The organism is Pseudomonas gessardii (assembly GCF_001983165.1).
In the GTDB taxonomy this organism is placed as follows: Bacteria; Pseudomonadota; Gammaproteobacteria; order Pseudomonadales; family Pseudomonadaceae; genus Aquipseudomonas; species Aquipseudomonas gessardii.
This window is the reverse complement of the sequence record NZ_MNPU01000051.1, coordinates 24,087-42,463: the sequence shown is the minus strand read 5'-3', so window position 1 is coordinate 42,463 and position 18,377 is coordinate 24,087. Positions and strand designations below refer to the sequence as shown.

19 protein-coding genes are annotated in these 18,377 nt (G+C 62.0%); 12 read left to right on the top strand and 7 right to left on the bottom strand.

Annotation, left to right across the window (positions count from 1 at the left end; all coding sequences use genetic code 11):
* Positions 1-193: 193 nt before the first annotated feature.
* The 6 genes from rluB to BLL38_RS24970 form a co-directional block, all read right to left on the bottom strand.
* A complete protein-coding gene (gene rluB / locus BLL38_RS24995; RefSeq protein WP_076964731.1) occupies positions 194-1,432 on the bottom strand; it encodes a 23S rRNA pseudouridine(2605) synthase RluB in 1,239 nt (412 codons plus the stop codon).
* A 144-nt stretch (positions 1,433-1,576) separates the two neighbouring features.
* The gene (locus tag BLL38_RS24990) at positions 1,577-1,768 is read right to left on the bottom strand and encodes a DUF1289 domain-containing protein (protein WP_076964730.1); all 192 of its coding nucleotides are present in this window, start codon (positions 1,766-1,768) and stop codon (positions 1,577-1,579) included.
* Between the two features lie 254 nt (positions 1,769-2,022).
* Positions 2,023-2,943 (bottom strand): SMC-Scp complex subunit ScpB, encoded by a 921-nt coding sequence (gene scpB, locus BLL38_RS24985; protein WP_076964729.1) that lies wholly within the window; start codon positions 2,941-2,943, stop codon positions 2,023-2,025.
* Between the two features lie 12 nt (positions 2,944-2,955).
* Positions 2,956-3,774: a segregation and condensation protein A gene (locus tag BLL38_RS24980; protein WP_076964728.1), complete on the bottom strand. Its 819-nt coding sequence runs from the start codon at positions 3,772-3,774 to the stop codon at positions 2,956-2,958.
* Positions 3,775-4,404 carry an L-threonylcarbamoyladenylate synthase gene (locus tag BLL38_RS24975; RefSeq protein ID WP_090412970.1) on the bottom strand — a complete coding sequence of 210 codons (630 nt, stop codon included), beginning with the start codon at positions 4,402-4,404 and terminating at the stop codon, positions 3,775-3,777. It lies immediately after the preceding gene.
* 13 nt (positions 4,405-4,417) lie between these two features.
* On the bottom strand, positions 4,418-5,281 hold the full coding sequence (locus BLL38_RS24970) for a PHP domain-containing protein (RefSeq protein ID WP_076964726.1): 864 nt from the start codon (positions 5,279-5,281) through the stop codon (positions 4,418-4,420).
* Between the two features lie 87 nt (positions 5,282-5,368).
* Between BLL38_RS24970 and BLL38_RS24965 the strand changes: the two genes are divergently transcribed.
* The 7 genes from BLL38_RS24965 to BLL38_RS24935 all read left to right on the top strand — a co-directional run bounded on the left by BLL38_RS24965 (position 5,369) and on the right by BLL38_RS24935 (position 10,878).
* The gene (locus BLL38_RS24965; RefSeq protein ID WP_076964725.1) at positions 5,369-5,965 is read left to right on the top strand and encodes a septation protein A; all 597 of its coding nucleotides are present in this window, start codon (positions 5,369-5,371) and stop codon (positions 5,963-5,965) included.
* A 1-nt stretch (position 5,966) separates the two neighbouring features.
* Positions 5,967-6,266 carry a YciI family protein gene (locus BLL38_RS24960; RefSeq protein WP_076964724.1) on the top strand — a complete coding sequence of 100 codons (300 nt, stop codon included), beginning with the start codon at positions 5,967-5,969 and terminating at the stop codon, positions 6,264-6,266.
* Between the two features lie 106 nt (positions 6,267-6,372).
* On the top strand, positions 6,373-6,780 hold the full coding sequence (locus BLL38_RS24955; RefSeq protein WP_076964723.1) for an SH3 domain-containing protein: 408 nt from the start codon (positions 6,373-6,375) through the stop codon (positions 6,778-6,780).
* A 7-nt stretch (positions 6,781-6,787) separates the two neighbouring features.
* Positions 6,788-7,465 (top strand): response regulator transcription factor, encoded by a 678-nt coding sequence (locus BLL38_RS24950; protein ID WP_076964722.1) that lies wholly within the window; start codon positions 6,788-6,790, stop codon positions 7,463-7,465.
* Positions 7,466-7,618: 153 nt separating this feature from the next.
* Entirely contained in the window at positions 7,619-8,080 is a 462-nt protein-coding gene (locus BLL38_RS24945; RefSeq protein ID WP_076964721.1) for a Spy/CpxP family protein refolding chaperone, read from the top strand.
* A gap of 64 nt (positions 8,081-8,144) precedes the next feature.
* Entirely contained in the window at positions 8,145-9,488 is a 1,344-nt protein-coding gene (locus BLL38_RS24940) for a sensor histidine kinase (protein ID WP_076964720.1), read from the top strand.
* A gap of 40 nt (positions 9,489-9,528) precedes the next feature.
* Positions 9,529-10,878: a CoA transferase gene (locus tag BLL38_RS24935; protein ID WP_076964719.1), complete on the top strand. Its 1,350-nt coding sequence runs from the start codon at positions 9,529-9,531 to the stop codon at positions 10,876-10,878.
* 119 nt (positions 10,879-10,997) lie between these two features.
* Here the strand turns inward: BLL38_RS24935 and arcD (BLL38_RS24930) are convergent, their stop codons facing one another.
* Entirely contained in the window at positions 10,998-12,425 is a 1,428-nt protein-coding gene (gene arcD / locus BLL38_RS24930; protein ID WP_076964718.1) for an arginine-ornithine antiporter, read from the bottom strand.
* A 447-nt stretch (positions 12,426-12,872) separates the two neighbouring features.
* Here arcD (BLL38_RS24930) and arcD (BLL38_RS24925) point away from each other — a divergent pair, with 447 nt between their 5' ends.
* The 5 genes from arcD (BLL38_RS24925) to BLL38_RS24905 all read left to right on the top strand — a co-directional run bounded on the left by arcD (BLL38_RS24925) (position 12,873) and on the right by BLL38_RS24905 (position 18,209).
* On the top strand, positions 12,873-14,300 hold the full coding sequence (gene arcD, locus BLL38_RS24925; RefSeq protein ID WP_029296320.1) for an arginine-ornithine antiporter: 1,428 nt from the start codon (positions 12,873-12,875) through the stop codon (positions 14,298-14,300).
* 35 nt (positions 14,301-14,335) lie between these two features.
* Entirely contained in the window at positions 14,336-15,592 is a 1,257-nt protein-coding gene (arcA, locus tag BLL38_RS24920) for an arginine deiminase (protein WP_076964717.1), read from the top strand.
* Between the two features lie 69 nt (positions 15,593-15,661).
* Positions 15,662-16,672: an ornithine carbamoyltransferase gene (locus BLL38_RS24915; RefSeq protein ID WP_032862522.1), complete on the top strand. Its 1,011-nt coding sequence runs from the start codon at positions 15,662-15,664 to the stop codon at positions 16,670-16,672.
* Between the two features lie 182 nt (positions 16,673-16,854).
* Positions 16,855-17,784 carry a carbamate kinase gene (gene arcC / locus BLL38_RS24910; RefSeq protein ID WP_029296314.1) on the top strand — a complete coding sequence of 310 codons (930 nt, stop codon included), beginning with the start codon at positions 16,855-16,857 and terminating at the stop codon, positions 17,782-17,784.
* 62 nt (positions 17,785-17,846) lie between these two features.
* Positions 17,847-18,209 carry a DUF5064 family protein gene (locus BLL38_RS24905; protein ID WP_076964716.1) on the top strand — a complete coding sequence of 121 codons (363 nt, stop codon included), beginning with the start codon at positions 17,847-17,849 and terminating at the stop codon, positions 18,207-18,209.
* The last annotated feature ends 168 nt before the right edge of the window (positions 18,210-18,377 follow it).

Genomic DNA, 18,377 nt, shown 5'->3' with positions numbered 1-18,377 from the left:
TCTGGCTAACACTTCCCCTTGCCGGGTGTGTAGAGGACTTTCACCTCCCAGTCACCAGCGTGGCCACCACAGCCAAGCTGGTTGCGCTTGCGCGCAACGCGCCATGCCTGGCGCACCAAAAAAAAGCGCCAACCCACAGGTTGGCGCTTTTTCTTACCGCTTGAAGCTTGCAGCTTAAAGCTTGCCGCTGCCCTTAAGGCTTCTTACGCCCAAACCCCGGACGCTGGCCGGAACCCGCCGGTGCGCCACGGCGCTTGCCCGATGGCTCGTCCGCGACCAGTTTCAGCCCTGGGCGCTTTTTCGGCGCGGGCTTGGCTGGGCGCTTGGCACCTTCGGCTGGACGATCGGTCTGCGGAGCCCCACGGCCCGTCTCGCCACGGTTGCTGCGACCACCGGTGGGTGCCTCGCCACGACCGGCCGGACGCGGGGTGCGCGGTGCACGTTCGCCATCCTGACGGGCCGGCGCCGACGGACGACGATCGCCCTCGATCTGCGGCTGGCGGGAAATGCGACCGCCCGTGGCCGGTGCATCCAGCGCCGGGCGCAAGGTGCGGGCAACGCGTTCGGTGCGTGCCACCGGGCGCGACGATTTACGCTGCATGCGCTCCAGCTTGTCCTTGCTCTTGGCGTTCATCTGCGGCATGGCCACAGGGGTCAAGCCTACTTCAGCACTGAGGATGTCGACTTCGTACTGGCTCATTTCGCGCCAGCGGCCCATCGGCAGGTCGGAGTTGAGGAACACCGGGCCGAAACGCACGCGCTTCAGGCGGCTGACCACCAGGCCCTGGGATTCCCACAGGCGACGCACTTCACGGTTACGCCCTTCCATCACCACACAGTGGTACCAGTGGTTGAACCCTTCGCCACCGGGCGCCTGCTTGATGTCGGTGAACTTGGCCGGGCCGTCTTCCAGCACCACGCCGGCCTTGAGGCGTTCGATCATCTCGTCATCGACTTCGCCCCGTACACGCACGGCGTATTCGCGGTCCATCTCGTAGGACGGGTGCATCAGGCGGTTGGCCAGTTCACCGTCGGTGGTGAACATCAGCAAGCCAGTGGTGTTGATGTCCAGGCGGCCGATATTGATCCAACGGCCTTCTTTAGGCTTGGGCATCTTGTCGAACACGGTTGGACGGCCTTCCGGGTCGTCACGGGTGCAGATCTCGCCGTCGGGCTTGTTGTACATGATCACGCGGCGCACCGACTCGGCGGCCTCTTCACGCTTGATGACCTTGCCATCAATGGTGATCGCGTCATGCAGGTCGACGCGCTGGCCAAGGGTGGCTTCGACGCCATTGACCTTGATGCGCTTCTGGGTGATCCAGGCTTCTACGTCGCGGCGCGAGCCGACGCCGATACGGGCGAGGACTTTTTGCAGTTTCTCGCCGGCTGGGCCGATTTCCTGGCTGTCGTTCTGGTCTTGGTCTTTCATCTTAAGCACCTCCCGGTGTGTCGCTTCAGGCGTGGCCTGAAGAGTATGCAAATCTGGAGCTTGGGCGAACGCATCGCCAAAGGGTCGCGAATCATACGCGCATGGCGCGCATTGCGCATCAGAGACTAGTCGATATGTGCCGGCTCATTTGCTTTTCCGCCGACCGGTGGCCCCCAGGGCGATCAACCGTAGCTCGGCTTCGGCCAGCACTGCGCGCTTGTCGACCTTGTCGAGCTTCTTCCAGGCCCGGATCTCGCGCTTGCTGCGCCCGCAGCCTAGGCAGATATCGTCGCTGAACTTGCAGAGGCTGATGCAGGGGTCTTTGGTGGAACTCATTACTACCTCATTGCACAGGGCTTTTCTGTGGGGCTTGCCTGCGATGGCGCTGGGTCAGCACCGGATAGGCTGGCTGATACACCGCCATCGCGGGCAAGCCCGCTCCCACAGGGGATCTCGTTTGCAGCACGAGTTTGGCTACACAACACATCAATGTGGGAGCTGGCTTGCCTGCGATGGCATCAACACGGTCTCCCTGATGTACCGAGTTGCCTGTATCGCAGGCAAACCAGCTCCCATATGGGCAGGCCGGGTCAGTCTTTGAATTCGCGGCGTTCGTTTTCGATGGCTTCGGCCAGTGCCCGGGCTTCGGCTTCTTCTTCGCTCAACTCGGGTTGTTCCAGGGCGGCGACGGCGGCCAGCAGTTTTTCGCGGGCCGCGGCCACGCCGAGGATATCCTCCTCGGGGGCCGCTTCCACGTTTACCTCAAGCTCAGGCTCAGACTCAGGCGCCACCGCCCCATCACGCAGCAAATCATCAAAGTCGGTCTTGATCCCCTGCTCCATATCGTCCAGCTCCAGCAGCAAGGTATGGAAACTGGTCTCGTCCTTCGGCTCTTCCGGTTCAGCGCTGGCATCGGCCAGTTCCTGCAAGCCGGCGGGCACCGGGGCATCGTCGAAGTCGAGCACCGGTTCGGCCTCGATCTCGCGCAGTTCGGCCAGTGGCGGCAAGTCGTCGAGGTTTTTCAGGTTGAAGTGATCGAGAAACACCTTGGTGGTGGCAAACATCGCCGGTTTGCCGGGCACGTCGCGGTAGCCGACGATGCGGATCCACTCGCGCTCCAACAGCGTCTTGACGATATGACTGTTGACCGCCACGCCGCGCACATCCTCGATTTCGCCACGGGTGATGGGCTGGCGATAGGCAATCAGCGCCATGGTCTCCAGCATCGCCCGGGAATAGCGTTGCGGGCGCTCTTCCCACAAGCGCCCGACCCACGGCGAAAATTTCTCGCGGATTTGCAGGCGGTAGCCCGAGGCCACTTCCCGCAGTTCAAAGGCCCGGCCGTCACAGGATTTGCGCAGGATTTCCAGGGCCTTCTTGAAGACCGGCGGTTCCGGGCGTTCGGCCTCTTCAAACAGTTCAAACAGGCGTTCCAGCGATTGCGGCTTGCCCGAGGCCAAGAGGAAGGCTTCCAACAAGGGCGCCAGTTCGCGGGGTTCAGTCAGATTCATCGATTCAGCTCGTTATTCGGCTCGCGCCCGCACGTGGATAGCCGCAAAAGGCTCATTCTGCACCAGCTCGACCAAGGATTCCTTGACCAGTTCGAGGACCGCCATAAAGGTCACCACCACGCCCAGCCGCCCCTCCTCGGCGGTAAACAGCTCGACAAACGGCACAAACCCACCACCCTTGAGGCGCTCCAGCACATCGCTCATGCGTTCGCGGGTGGACAAGGCTTCGCGGCTGACCTGGTGGCTTTCAAACATATCGCCACGGCGCAGCACCTCGGCCATGGACATCAGCAATTCTTCCAGACTTACATCTGGCAACAATTTTCGCGCCCGGGCCTCTGGCGCATCCAGCCTGGGCACCACCACGTCGCGCCCCACGCGGCTCAGGCCGTCGATACCTTCGGCGGCGGCCTTGAAACGCTCGTACTCCTGCAGGCGGCGGATCAGTTCGGCGCGGGGGTCATCCTCTTCCGCCTCGATCGTCTCCGAGCGTGGCAGCAGCATCCGTGACTTGATCTCTGCCAGCATCGCGGCCATCACCAGGTATTCGGCGGCCAGCTCCAGGCGCACCGACTGCATCAACTCGACATAGCCCATGTACTGGCGGGTGATTTCCGCCACCGGGATGTCGAGGATATTGATGTTCTGCTTGCGGATCAGGTACAGCAGCAAGTCCAGCGGGCCTTCAAAGGCCTCAAGGAACACTTCCAGGGCATCCGGCGGGATATACAGGTCCAGGGGCATTTCCATGACCGCCTGGCCATAGACCATGGCAAACGGCAGCTCCTGCTGCGCGCCGGCCTGGCTGTCGACGGTTTCCACGGCCGACATTCAGGCCTCGACCATGAACGGCGCCGGGTCGCCACAGCCCACGCGGATCACTTCAGGCTCGCCGTCGGCCAGGTTGATCACGGTGGACGCCTTGTTGCCGCCGTAACCGCCGTCGATGATCAGGTCTACGTGCTTTTCCAGGAGTTGGCGCATTTCATAGGGATCTTCCAGCGGCTCAGTGTCGCCGGGCATGATCAGCGATACGCTCATCAGCGGCTCACCCAGCTCGGCCAGCAGTGCCAGGGCGATGGGGTGCTCCGGCACCCGCAGGCCGATCGTGCGCTTCTTGGGGTGCAGCAGCAGGCGCGGCACCTCGCGGGTGGCATTCAGAATAAAGGTGTAGGGCCCCGGCGTATGGGCCTTGAGCAGGCGGAAGGTGCCGGTATCGACCTTGGCGAACAGCCCCAGTTGCGACAAGTCGCTGCAGATCAGCGCGAAGTTGTGGTTCTTGTCCAGTTCGCGCAGGCGTCTTACGCGCTCCACGGCGTTCTTGTCGCCGATCTGGCAACCGATGGCATAGGAAGAATCCGTGGGGTAGATCACCACCCCGCCACCGCGAATGATCTCCACCGCCTGCTTGATCAGCCGCGCTTGCGGGTTTTCCGGATGAATCTGGAAAAATTGACTCACGTTTTCTACCTGTTCAGACGGTGGCGGTAATGGGGTCATGCTTGAATCGCCCCCACAAAAGCGGCAGGTCTTCCGGGACCGGGCGGTATTCGCCGATCTCCGACCAGCCGCCTGGGCCATGGAAGTCACTGCCGGCACTGACCAGCAGACCAAATTCACGGGCAAGAATCGCCAGGCTGCCAACCTGTTCGGCGGGTTGATGCCCATTGACCACTTCGATGGCGTGGCCACCCGCTTGAATATAGTCGCCGATCAGCTTGCGACGCTTGCTGCGGGTAAAGTCGTAATGCCAGGGATGCGCCAGGCTGACCCAGGCCCCGGAGGCGCGCAGGGTCGCCACGGTGTCTTCCAGGGTCGGCCAGTGCAGCTTGACGTCCCCCAGCTTGCCGGCGCCCAGCCATTTGCGAAAGGCTTCGGCGCGATCCTTGACGAACCCTTCGCGCACCATCCAGTCGGCAAAATGCGGACGGGCCGGCGCATTGCCGCTGTCGCCCAGCGCCTGCTGGATGGCACGGGCGCCCTCCAGGGCACCGGGCATGCCCTTGAGCGCCAGTTTGCGGCTTATTTCTTCGGACCGCAGCCAGCGGCCATCGTGCAAACTGGCAATGGCCGCCACCAACGGCGGGGCAGTGACATCAAAACCGTAGCCCAGTACATGAATGGTTGCGCCGCCCCAGGTGCAGGACAATTCGACGCCATTGACCAGGTGCATGCCCAGCGCCGTGGCGGCAAGCCGCGCCTCGTCCAGGCCTTCAAGGGTGTCGTGGTCGGTCAACGACAGGACTCGCACGCCTTTTTCAAACGCACGCGCAACCAGTACCGCGGGCGCCAGGGCGCCGTCGGAGGCCGTGCTGTGGCAGTGCAAATCAACATTCACGGGAGTGTGTAACCTCAAGTCAGCTGGCGCTTACGCTACCAAGGATGTTTGTTATTATGCCGCCACATCCAGCTTCTGGCTCTTACTGTGAAACAATTCATCGACTTCATCCCGCTGTTGCTGTTCTTCATCGTGTTCAAAACCGACCCACGGGTCCTCGAGATTGCTGGCCATGAGCTGTCGTTCGGCGGCATCTACAGTGCCACGGCGGTGCTGATCATCAGCTCCCTGGTGGTCTACGGGGCGATCTTCATCTCCCAGCGCAAGCTGGAAAAAAGCCAATGGCTGACCCTGGTCGCCTGCCTGGTCTTTGGCGGCCTGACCCTGGCCTTCCACAGCGAAACCTTCCTTAAATGGAAAGCCCCGGTGGTCAACTGGCTGTTCGCCCTGGCCTTTCTCGGCAGCCACTTCATCGGTGACCGCCTGTTGATCAAGCGCATCATGGGCCACGCCTTGAGCCTGCCGGAGCCGATCTGGACCCGCCTGAACATCGCCTGGATCGGGTTTTTCCTGTTCTGCGGCGCGGCCAACCTGTTCGTGGCCTTTACCTTCCAGAACTACTGGGTCGACTTCAAGGTGTTCGGCAGCCTGGGCCTGACCGTGGTGTTCCTGGTTGCCCAGGGCATCTACCTGTCGCGCCACCTGCATGACACCGACCCCACCACGCCAAAAACCGAGGACTGACATGCTCTACGCCATCATTGCCACCGACGTCGCCAACTCCCTGGAAAAGCGCCTGGCCGCGCGTCCGGCCCACGTGGAGCGCCTCAAGGGGCTGCAGGCCGAAGGCCGCATCGTGCTCGCCGGCCCGCACCCGGCGGTCGACAGCAATGATCCGGGAGAGGCCGGCTTCACCGGCAGCCTGATCGTGGCCGAGTTTGCCTCCCTGGCCGACGCCCAGGCCTGGGCCAAGGCCGACCCGTATGTGGCGGCCGGGGTGTATGCCGATGTCGTGATCAAACCCTTCAAGCAAGTCCTGCCTTGATCCGGGTGGCGCTGAACCTATTGGGTTCGGCGTACTCCTAATCGCTCATTATTCTCGGTAACCTGCCGACAACGTTCTGAATATTCGTGTGGAATCAGGAGTTCCGATGCGCTTACGTCAGTTGTGTCTGTTGGCAGTGTTAATGATCGGGGCTACGGCCCAGGCTGAAGAAACCTCGAACACCGGCAGTTCAACGCCCCTGTCCTTGAGTGCCGGCAGCCAGATCACCGAGTTGCAGCAACGCTTGAAAGAAAGCGAACGCCTGCGCGAAGAACTGGGCAAACAATTGCAAACTGCCGATGCCGCCCGCGAGAGTGCGCAACTGAGCCGGCTGCGCCAGGACAATCAGCGCCTGGCCCAGCAACTCAAGGACGCGCAAGGTGGCGCCCTGCCACGCTGGCTGACCGACCAGCAGCAATGGTTCGTGATTGGCGCGGGAGTTGCGTTGGTTTCCCTGCTGTGCGGTATCTTCGCCAGTGGTGGGCATCGACGCCGTCGACAATGGCTAAATTGAGTGAGTCATGAGCGAGCTGTTACTGATAGATGATGACCAGGAGCTCTGTGAGCTGCTGACCAGTTGGTTGAACCAGGAAGGTTTCCAGGTGCGCGCTTGCCATGACGGCGTGAGCGCGCGCAAGGTCCTGGCCGAAGCCGCTCCGGCGGCCGTGGTGCTGGACGTGATGCTGCCCGATGGCAGCGGCCTGGAGTTGCTCAAGCAATTGCGCGCCGACCACCCGGAACTGCCGGTACTGATGCTCTCGGCCCGGGGCGAGCCCCTGGACCGGATCCTTGGCCTGGAACTGGGCGCCGATGACTACCTGGCCAAGCCCTGCGACCCCCGCGAACTGACTGCCCGCCTGCGGGCGGTGTTGCGCCGCAGCCACCCGACGGCCGTGTCGACCCAGCTGGAACTGGGCGACCTGTGCTTCAGCCCGGTGCGTGGCGTCGTGATCATCGACCATCAGGAACTGACCCTCACCCTGTCCGAAAGCCGCCTGCTGGAAGCCTTGCTGCGCCAGCCGGGCGAGCCCCTGGACAAGCAGGAGCTGGCGCAGATCGCCCTGGGCCGCAAGCTGACCCTGTATGACCGCAGCCTGGACATGCACGTCAGCAACCTGCGCAAGAAAATCGGCCCCCATGCCGATGGCCGCCCGCGGATCGTGGCCCTGCGCAGCCGCGGCTACTATTACTGTCTTTAAGGCAGCGACACGTGATGAGCGGCAAGTGAAAAGCCGGCTTGCCGCTGCCCCTCTCCCTTACCGAAACTTTACTCTGCGCTGACGGCGGCTGACCTTGATCTTTGTAATCTACTCACATCCGGACTCACCGGAACCGAGACAAGGAGAAACACCATGCGCAAGACCCTTATCGCTCTGATGTTCGCCGCAGCCCTGCCTACCGTCGCCATGGCCATGCCAGAAGGCCAAGGCCCGATGGGCGGTCCGCAAGGCCACATGATGGATGGCCCGGGCCACGGCGGTGAACACGGCATGCGCGGCAAAGGCGGCCCCTTCAGCCAACTGGACCTGACCCGCGAACAGCGCCAGCAGATCGGCAAGCTGATGGGCGAACAACGGGAAGGCCGCCAGCAACTGGTCAAGAAGTACCTGGATAAACTCCCGGCCGCTGAGCAAAAAGCCATGAACGACGAAATGGCCGCCGCCAAGCAGAAAACCCAAGCCGATATCCGCGCCCTGCTCAAGCCCGAGCAGCAGAAGAAGTTCGACGACATGGCGAAGAAACGCGCCGAGCGCCAGGCCGAGTGGCAGCAGTTCCAGGCCTGGAAAGCGCAACAACCGCAAAAAGCGCAATAATGCGCTAGCGACCTCCCAGCCCAGCGGCCCGTGCCGCTGGGCTTTTCCTGTTTGAGGGTTTCCTGTGCGTTCACTCTTCTGGCGCATCCTTGCCAGTTTCTGGCTGGCCATCGCCCTGGTTGCCGGGCTGTCGATCCTGCTTGGGCATATGCTCAACCAGGACGCCTGGATTCTCAGCCGCCATCCCGGCCTCAAGAACCTGGCCGAAGAATGGACCCAGCGCTATGAAACCCAGGGCGAGGACGCCGCCCAGGATTTGTTGCAACAGCGCAAACGCCAGTACCACGTCGATGTGCAGGTGCTCAATGAGAGTGGCGACCCGATGGTACGTGGCACCTTCCCGCGCCGCGCCGCCGCCTTTGAAGCCCGCCAGCATGAGAGCCATGAGGGCCGGCTGCCGTGGCGCCGCCTGACGGCCGAGTACACCAGCGAAAAAACCGGCGATACCTACCTGCTGATCTACCGCATCGCCCTGCCGGAGTTGGACGCCTGGCATCGCAGCAGCCTGCTCTGGCCGCTGAGCGCCCTGGCGATTGCCCTGGTGGTGCTGACCCTGTTCAGCCTGCTGGTGACCCTGTCCATCACCCGTCCCCTCAGCCGTCTGCGCGGTGCGGTCCACGACCTGGGCCAGGCCACATACCAGCAAAACAGCCTGGCGCGCCTGGCCAACCGGCGTGATGAGTTCGGCGTGCTGGCCACCGACTTCAATCGCATGGGCGCACGCCTGCAAAGCCTGATCGGCAGCCAGCGGCAACTGCTCAGGGATGTGTCCCACGAACTGCGCTCGCCCCTGGCGCGCCTGCGGATCGCCCTGGCCCTGGCGGAACGGGCCACGCCCCAGGCACGAGAAAAACTCTGGCCGCGCCTGACCCTCGAATGTGATCGCCTCGAAGCCCTGATCAGCGAGATCCTGGTACTGGCGCGGGTCGACGCCGACAACGCCAGCGCCGAAGACATCGACCTCAACCCCCTGCTCAAGACCCTGCAAAAAGACGCCCAACTCAGCGCCCCGGACCAGCACGTGCAGTTGCACACCGACCCTGTGCTCAAGCTCAAGGGCTGGCCACATATGGTCGAACGGGCGGTGGACAACCTGCTGCGCAATGCGCTGCGCTTCAACCCACCCGCCCAGCCCATTGAAATGCACGCCCAGCGCGACGGCGAGCGCATCGTCATCAGCGTGCGCGACCATGGCCCGGGCGTCGACGCCGAGCACCTGCAGTCATTGGGCGAGCCGTTTTACCGCGCCCCCGGGCAAACCGCACAGGGTCACGGCCTGGGCCTGGCCATCGCCCGCCGGGCCGCCGAACGGCACGGCGGCAGCCTGACCCTGGCCAATCATCCCGAAGGCGGATTTATCGCCACCCTGGACTTGCCCTTGCAGCCGGGGATTGCAGCACACCCCTGAAGATCTTCTATGATGGCCCTTCTCTTATGGAGGGCCTTTGATGACTGATCTGCTCACCTCGATCCAGCGTGCACTCGATCTGCCGCCCACGCCGCTGGCGTGCACTGAAGCCGGCGCCCTGCCGTCAACCTTCGCCGTCACTGAGCTGGCCTGCGCCAGCCTGGGGGCTGCAGCTCAGGCCCTGGCCCGCCTGCTGGCACAACAGACCGGGCGCCTGCCCCTGGTCAGCGTTGACCGGCGCCTGGCCTCATTCTGGTTCTCCAGCTCCCTGCGCCCACAGGGCTGGAGCGTGCCGCCGTTGTGGGACCCGATTGCCGGCGACTATGCCTGCGCCGACGGCTGGATCCGCCTGCACACCAATGCCCCCCACCATCGCGCTGCCGCCGAACGGGTGCTGGGGCCGGTCGCGGACCGGGCGGCGATGACGCTCAAGGTCGCCCCGTGGAGCGCTGCCGAACTGGAGCAGGCGATTATCGATGAGGCTGGCTGCGCCGCGCAGATGCGCACCTGGCAGGAGTGGCAGGCCCATCCGCAAGGGTTGGCGGTCAATCAGGAACCGTTGGTTGCGCGCGAGCGCTTCGACACAGCCGGCAACACCCGCTGGCTCGGCAACGTGGCGCGCCCGCTGGCGGGGGTCAAGGTCCTGGACCTGACCCGCGTCCTGGCCGGCCCCGTGGCCAGTCGTTTTCTCGCGGGGCTTGGCGCCGACGTCTTGCGCATCGATGCCCCCGCCTGGAACGAACCTGGGGTCGTACCGGAAATGACCCTGGGCAAGCGCTGCGCACGCCTTGACCTTAAAACCGCCAACGGCCGGCAATTATTCGAAAATTTACTCAAGGATGCCGACATTCTGTTTCACGGTTATCGGGCAGATGCCTTGGAGCAACTGGGTTACAACGCCACTGCACGCCAGCAACTGGCCCCCGGCCTGATCGACGTCAGCCTCAACGCCTACGGCTGGAGCGGCCCGTGGCGCAATCGCCGGGGCTTCGACAGCCTGGTGCAGATGAGCAGCGGCATCGCCCACGCCGGCATGCAGTGCAAGCAGGCAGATAAACCCGTGCCGCTGCCGGTGCAGGCCCTGGACCACGCCACCGGCTACCTGATGGCGGCCAGTGCGATACAGGCCTTGGCCGAGCGCTTAAGCAGCGGGCACGGCGGTTCGGCACGCCTGTCACTGGCGCGTACGGCGAAGCTGTTGGTCGAGGCGGGACAAGGCGTGAAGCAGCCCGCCTTGCGTGAGGAAGAGCCCGGTGATCAGGGGCTGCTGGTGGAGCAGACGGCCTGGGGGCCGGCGCATCGGCTGCTGGCGCCGGTCACTGTTACCGGGACCCCGTTGCAGTGGGATTTGCCGGCGGGGGAATTGGGGGCGCATCGAGCACAGTGGTGACCTTGAAAGGGTCATCGCGCCGATGCGGCGACCCGACAAGCCCGCTCCCACAGTTGACCGTGTACAACTTATGTGGGAGCGGGCTTGCCCGCGATAAGGCCCGCCCAGGCACAACAATTTCACAAGGTCAGCACACCACTGTACAACCCATACGCCGCCAGGCTGGCGCCAGCGATCACGCAGCTGAAAATGCCCTTTTCCAACAAGGTAAACAGCGGCTGGCCCTGTTCGCGCTTGGCCTGGGCAAACAGGATCACCCCCGGGGCATACAGCAGCGCCGACAGCAGCAGGTATTTCAAGCCTCCGGCATACAACAGCCACACCGCATAGCCAAGGGCAATCACCCCCACCAGCAGGTCCTTGAGCCGCTGGCCATGGGCCCCCTCGTAGGTTTCCCCCCTCCCGCACAGCAGCACGGCATAGGCCGCCGACCATAAATACGGCACCAGGATCATCGACGACGCCAGGTAGATCAGCGTGGTGTAGGTGCTGGCCGAAAACAGGGTGATCACCAGGAACAGCTGGATCATCACATTGGTCAGCCACAGCGCATTGACCGGCACACGGTTGGCGTTTTCCTTTTTCAGGAAGGCCGGCATGGTCTTGTCATGGGCGGTGGCGTAGAGAATCTCGGCGCACAGCAAGGCCCATGACAGCAACGCGCCCAGCAGCGACACCGCCAGGCCGATGCTGATCAACATCGCGCCCCAGGGGCCGACAATATGTTCCAGCACGCCCGCCAGGGACGGGTTCTGCAAGTTGGCCAAGTCAGGCTGGCTCATGATCCCCAGAGACAGCACGTTGACCAGCACCAGCAGGGCCAACACCCCGACAAACCCGATCACTGTGGCACGGCCCACGTCTGAGCGTTTTTCGGCGCGGGCCGAGTACACGCTGGCGCCTTCGATGCCGATAAACACAAACACGGTGACCAGCATCATGTTGCGCACCTGGTCCATCACCCCACCGAATTGCGGGTTACCCAGGCCCCAGATATCCCGGGTGAAAATGTCCGCCTTGAACGCCACGGCGGCGATCACGATAAACATCAGCAGCGGCACGATCTTGGCCACGGTGGTGACCTGGTTGATAAACGCCGCTTCCTTGATCCCGCGCATCACCAGAAAATGCACGGCCCACAGCAGCAGCGACGCGCAGCCGATCGCCCCCGGTGTATTGCCTTGGCCGAATACCGGAAAAAAATAACCCAGGGTGCTGAACAGCAATACGAAATAGCCGACGTTGCCCATCCAGGCACTGATCCAGTAGCCCCAGGCCGACGAGAAACCCATGTAGTCGCCAAACCCGGCCTTGGCGTAGGCATACACCCCCGAATCCAGGTTGGGCTTGCGGTTGGCCAGGGTCTGGAACACAAACGCCAGGGTCAACATGCCTATGGCGGTGATGCCCCAACCGATCAGGATCGCCCCCACCTCGGCCCGCGCCGCCATGTTCTGCGGCAACGAGAAGATCCCGCCGCCAATCATCGAGCCCACTACCAATGCCACGAGGGCGCTGAGGCGCAGCTTTTGTGCCGGTTGCGACATAGGAACTCCTGTTGATCAAACAGTCGTCAAGCTAACAACTGCACACACGGCTAATTTATCGAAAACAGGCAACGTTTATTAGCTATAGCGAATAAAACTGCTCGTCTCATAACTTAATGACATTTCTGTTAGGCGAGTTTAGGCAAATTTAGAATTTAAATACCACTTGTGTTTATCCATGAGAGGTATTCGGCAAAGCCTTTTGAAAAAGTTTGCACATCCGCGAAAACGGGCTAGCTTCAAACATCCACGCCTTGCGTCTATAGGCTGAACCCAAACGGGCCAAAGCTCTGGGACATGCTTATCCGGGCGATTATACGCCTGTGGCATTTATTCATAAGTCTTTAATTCACAATGGAATGTGCCAATGAAGTGATCTGAGTCAGTTGTTTGAATAGCGCACAGTTTTATTCTGTGATCTCTCTTCTCCTGCATTGGAGTCACGCAATGTCTGAATCTCCCGGAAAACTTCGATTAGGCGCCCTTGTTGCTCTTGTTGTGGGCTCAATGATTGGCGGCGGGATCTTCTCGTTGCCGCAAAACATGGCCGCCAGCGCCGATGTCGGTGCGGTACTGATTGGTTGGGTCATCACGGCCGTCGGTATGTTGACCCTGGCGTTTGTGTTCCAGACCCTGGCCAATCGCAAACCTGACCTGGACGGCGGTGTCTATGCCTACGCCAAGGCCGGTTTTGGCGACTACATGGGCTTCTCGTCCGCCTGGGGCTACTGGATCAGTGCCTGGCTGGGCAACGTCGGCTACTTCGTGCTGCTGTTCAGCACCCTCGGTTACTTCTTCCCCATCTTCGGCGAAGGCAATACCCCGGCGGCGGTGATTGGTGCCTCGGTGCTGTTGTGGGCCGTGCATTTTTTGGTGCTGCGCGGGATCAAGGAAGCGGCGTTCATCAACCTGGTGACCACCGTCGCCAAGGTCGTGCCGCTGGTGCTGTTTGTGCTGATTGCGCTGTTCGCCTTCAAACTGGACATCTTCACCGCTGATATCTGGGGCGTGAAAAACCCCGACTTGGGCAGTGTGATGAACCAGGTGCGCAACATGATGCTGGTCACCGTCTGGGTGTTTATCGGCATCGAAGGCGCGAGCATCTTCTCGTCCCGTGCCGAAAAACGCTCGGACGTGGGCAAGGCTACCGTCATCGGCTTTATCACCGTGCTGTTGTTCCTGATGCTGGTGAACGTGCTGTCCCTGGGGATCATGACCCAACCGGAACTGGCCAAGCTGCAGAACCCGTCGATGGCGGCCGTACTGGAGCATGTGGTCGGCCACTGGGGCGCGGTGCTGATCAGCGTCGGCCTGATCATCTCCCTGCTGGGCGCGCTGCTGTCGTGGGTGCTGCTGTGTGCAGAGATCATGTTCGCCGCCGCCAAAGACCACACCATGCCGGAGTTCCTGCGTAAGGAAAACGCCAACCATGTGCCGGTCAACGCCCTGTGGCTGACCAATGCCATGGTGCAGATCTTCCTGGTGATCACGCTGTTTTCCGCCAGTACCTACCTGTCGCTGATCTACCTCGCCACCTCGATGATCCTCGTGCCCTACCTATGGTCGGCGGCCTACGCGCTGCTGCTGGCGGTACGCGGCGAGACCTACGAGGCGGCCCTGGCCGAACGCAAGAAAGACCTGTTTATCGGCGCCATCGCCCTGATCTACGCGGTCTGGCTGCTGTATGCCGGCGGCACCAAGTACCTGCTGCTCTCCGCCCTGCTCTACGCCCCTGGCGCGATCCTGTTCGCCAAGGCCAAGCGTGAACTGGGCAAACCGATTTTCACCAACGTCGAGAAGCTGATTTTCGCCGCAGTGGTCATTGGCGCCCTGGTGGCGGCCTATGGGCTCTACGACGGCTTCCTGACCCTGTAACACCCTTATTGTTTATGTTCACTGGAGGATCTGTAATGACCACGGAAAAAGTTAAGTACGGCGTACATTCCGAAGCCGGCAAACTGCGCAAAGTCATGGTGTGTTCCCCAGGTCTGGCCCATCAGCGGCTGACCCCCAATAATTGCGACGAGCTGTTGTTCGATGACGTGCTCTGGGTTGCCCAGGCCAAGCGGGACCATTTCGACTTCGTCACCAAGATGCGCGAGCGCGATATCGATGTGCTGGAAATGCACAACCTGCTGACCGACATTGTCGCCATCCCTGAAGCCCTGGACTGGATCCTGGAGCGCAAGATCACCGCTGATACGGTTGGCCTGGGCCTGGCCGATGAAGTCGGCTCCTGGCTGCGCAGCCTGGAGCCGCGCAAGGTCGCCGAGTTCCTGATCGGCGGCGTGTCGGCCGATGACCTGCCGAGCAGCTTCGGTGGCAAGACCATCGAGATGTTCCGCGACTTCCTCGGCCACTCAAGCTTTATCCTGCCGCCGCTGCCCAACACCCAGTTCACCCGCGACACCACCTGCTGGATCTACGGTGGCGTGACGCTCAACCCGATGTACTGGCCGGCGCGACGTCAAGAAACCCTGCTGACCACCGCCATCTACAAGTTCCACCCCGAGTTCACCAACGCCGACTTCCAGATCTGGTACGGCGACCCTGACCTGCAACACGGTGCCGCCACCCTGGAAGGCGGCGACGTGATGCCGATTGGCAACGGCGTGGTGTTGATCGGGATGGGCGAGCGCTCGTCTCACCAGGCCATCGGCCAACTGGCGCGCAACCTGTTCAAGAACAAGGCGGTGGAAAAGGTGATCGTGGCCGGCCTGCCGAAGTCCCGTGCGGCGATGCACCTGGACACCGTGTTCAGCTTCTGCGACCGCGACCTGGTGACCATCTTCCCCGAAGTGGTCAACCAGATCGTCCCATTCACCCTGCGCCCTGACGAGAGCAAGCCCCACGGTATCGATATCCAACGGGAGAAAACCAACTTCCTCGACACCGTGGCCGCCGCCCTTGGCCTCAAGGCCCTGCGCGTGGTGGAAACCGGCGGCAACAGCTTCGCCGCCGAACGCGAACAGTGGGACGACGGCAACAACGTGGTCGCGGTAGAGCCTGGCGTGGTGATCGGTTACGACCGCAACACCTACACCAACACCCTGCTGCGCAAGGCCGGTGTGGAAGTCATCACCATCAGCGCCGGCGAACTGGGCCGGGGCCGTGGCGGCGGCCACTGCATGACCTGCCCGATCATCCGCGACCCTATCGACTACTAAACGACCATCTCCCCGGCGGCATCCACCCGATGCCGCACGGGCCGATTACCGAATCCAAGGAGAATCATCATGGCGTTCAACATCCACAACCGTAACCTGCTGAGCCTGGAACACCACACCCCGCGCGAACTGCGCTACCTGCTGGACCTGTCCCGCGACCTCAAGCGCGCCAAGTACACCGGCACCGAGCAGCAGCACCTCAAGGGCAACAACATCGCGCTGATCTTCGAGAAAACCTCGACCCGCACCCGATGTGCCTTTGAAGTCGCGGCCTATGACCAGGGCGCCAACGTTACCTATATCGACCCGAACTCATCGCAGATCGGCCACAAAGAAAGCATGAAAGACACCGCCCGCGTACTCGGGCGCATGTACGACGCCATTGAATACCGTGGCTTCAAGCAGGAAATCGTCGAAGAACTGGCGAAATTCGCCGGGGTCCCGGTGTTCAACGGCCTGACCGACGAGTACCACCCGACCCAGATGATCGCCGACGTGCTGACCATGCGTGAACACGCAGACAAGCCGATCCACGACATCAGCTACGCCTACCTGGGCGACGCCCGCAACAACATGGGCAACTCGCTGCTGCTGGTCGGCGCCAAGCTGGGCATGGACGTGCGCATCTGCGCGCCCAAGGCCCTGTGGCCCCACGATGACCTGGTGGGCCGCTGCAAAAAATACGCCGAAGAAAGCGGCGCCCGCATCACCCTCACCGAAGACCCGAAAGCGGCAGTCAAGGGCGTGGACTTTATCCACACCGACGTCTGGGTCTCCATGGGCGAGCCAGTGGAAGCCTGGGCCGAGCGTATCGAGCAACTGCTGCCCTACCAGGTCAACAGCCAGCTGATGAAAGCCACCGGCAACCCACGCACCAAGTTCATGCACTGCCTGCCGGCGTTCCATAACAGCGATACCAAGATCGGCAAACAGATTGCCGAGCAGTATCCGCACCTGGCCAATGGCATCGAAGTGACCGACGACGTGTTCGAGTCCCCGGCCTGCATCGCCTTCGAGCAAGCGGAAAACCGCATGCACACCATCAAGGCGATCCTGGTTTCGACGCTGGCTGACCTGTAACCCAACACCGCTCCCACTGATGTAACACGGTCAATGTGGGAGTCGGGCTTACCCGCGATGCAGTCACCTCGGTCTGCCAGACATAGTGAGGTGATGCCATCGCAGGCAAGCCAGCTCCCACATAAAGCCCGTTCCCACATTTGGTCCGGTGTTCACAAGCAGAATTCTAGAAGGATTGTATTATGCGTATCGTCGTTGCACTGGGCGGTAACGCCCTGCTCCGCCGTGGTGAACCCATGACTGCGGACAACCAACGCGCCAATATCCGAGTCGCCACCGAACAGATTGCCAAGATCCATCCCGGCAATGAGCTGGTGATCGCCCACGGCAATGGGCCGCAAGTCGGCCTGCTGTCATTGCAGGCCGCCGCCTACACCCAGGTTTCGCCGTACCCGCTGGACGTGCTGGGCGCGGAAACCGAAGGCATGATCGGCTATATCATCGAACAGGAACTGGGCAACCTGCTGGACTTCGAGGTGCCGTTCGCCACCCTGCTGACCCAGGTCGAAGTGGACGCCAAGGACCCGGCCTTCCAGAACCCGACCAAGCCGATCGGCCCGGTCTATTCCAAGGCCGAAGCGGAAAAACTGGCCGCCGAAAAAGGCTGGGCGATTGCCCCCGATGGCGACAAATATCGCCGGGTGGTGGCCAGCCCTCGGCCCAAGCGCATCTTTGAGATCCGCCCGATCAAGTGGCTGCTGGAAAAGAGCAGCATCGTGATCTGCGCCGGCGGCGGTGGCATCCCGACCATGTACGACGAGAACGGCAAGCTCAAGGGCATCGAGGCCGTGATCGACAAAGACCTGTGTTCCTCGCTGCTGGCCCAGCAACTGGAGGCCGACCTGCTGGTGATCGCCACCGACGTCAACGCAGCCTTTATCGACTTCGGCAAGCCAACGCAAAAGGCCATCGGCCAGGCGCACCCCGACGACATGGAAAAACTCGGCTTCGCCGCCGGCTCCATGGGGCCCAAGGTCCAGGCCGCCTGCGAGTTCGCCCGCAACACTGGCAAAACCGCAGTGATCGGTTCACTCTCGGACATCGAAGCCATTGTCCAGGGCACCGCCGGCACCCGTATCAGCACGGCAAAACCTGGCATCACCTACTTATAAATACACCCCGGGCGGCTGTTTGCAGCCGCCCTTCTCCAATGCCTTGTTAAGGAGAAACGCCTATGGCCATTTTTGAACCCGGTCACTTGCATGTTGAACGCCACGCGTTGAATGCCCAGGATCACAGCTACGACCTGTGCATCGACTATGAAATCAGCCAGGACCCAAAGGAAGGCAAGGGAATGCTCTTCAAGATGCACGGTTCGGTGCAGGGCAAAGAGCTCAAGGAAGAATTCTTCCTGCCCAAGGACCAGGCCTTCGACTTTGCCCGCCATGCCATGAACATCGCGCAGAAATACGGCATGCCGAAAACCGCGGTGCTCAACGGGAGCATGCATAAACAGTACGACCTGATGTTCGAGGATGTGCGCCACCAGCTGGATGTAAAGCCGGGCGACCCGATCAAGCCTGAACACCTGGAATAACCAAAACAGCTCAAATGTGGGAGCTGGCTTGTGTGGGAGCTGGCTTGCCTGCGATGCAGGCACCTCGGTGTGTCAGTCACCCCTCGATGATGCTATCGCAGGCAAGCCAGCTCCCACATTTTTGATCTCCACCCCCGCTCAGGCATACTGGCCACCCTCCGCATTGCA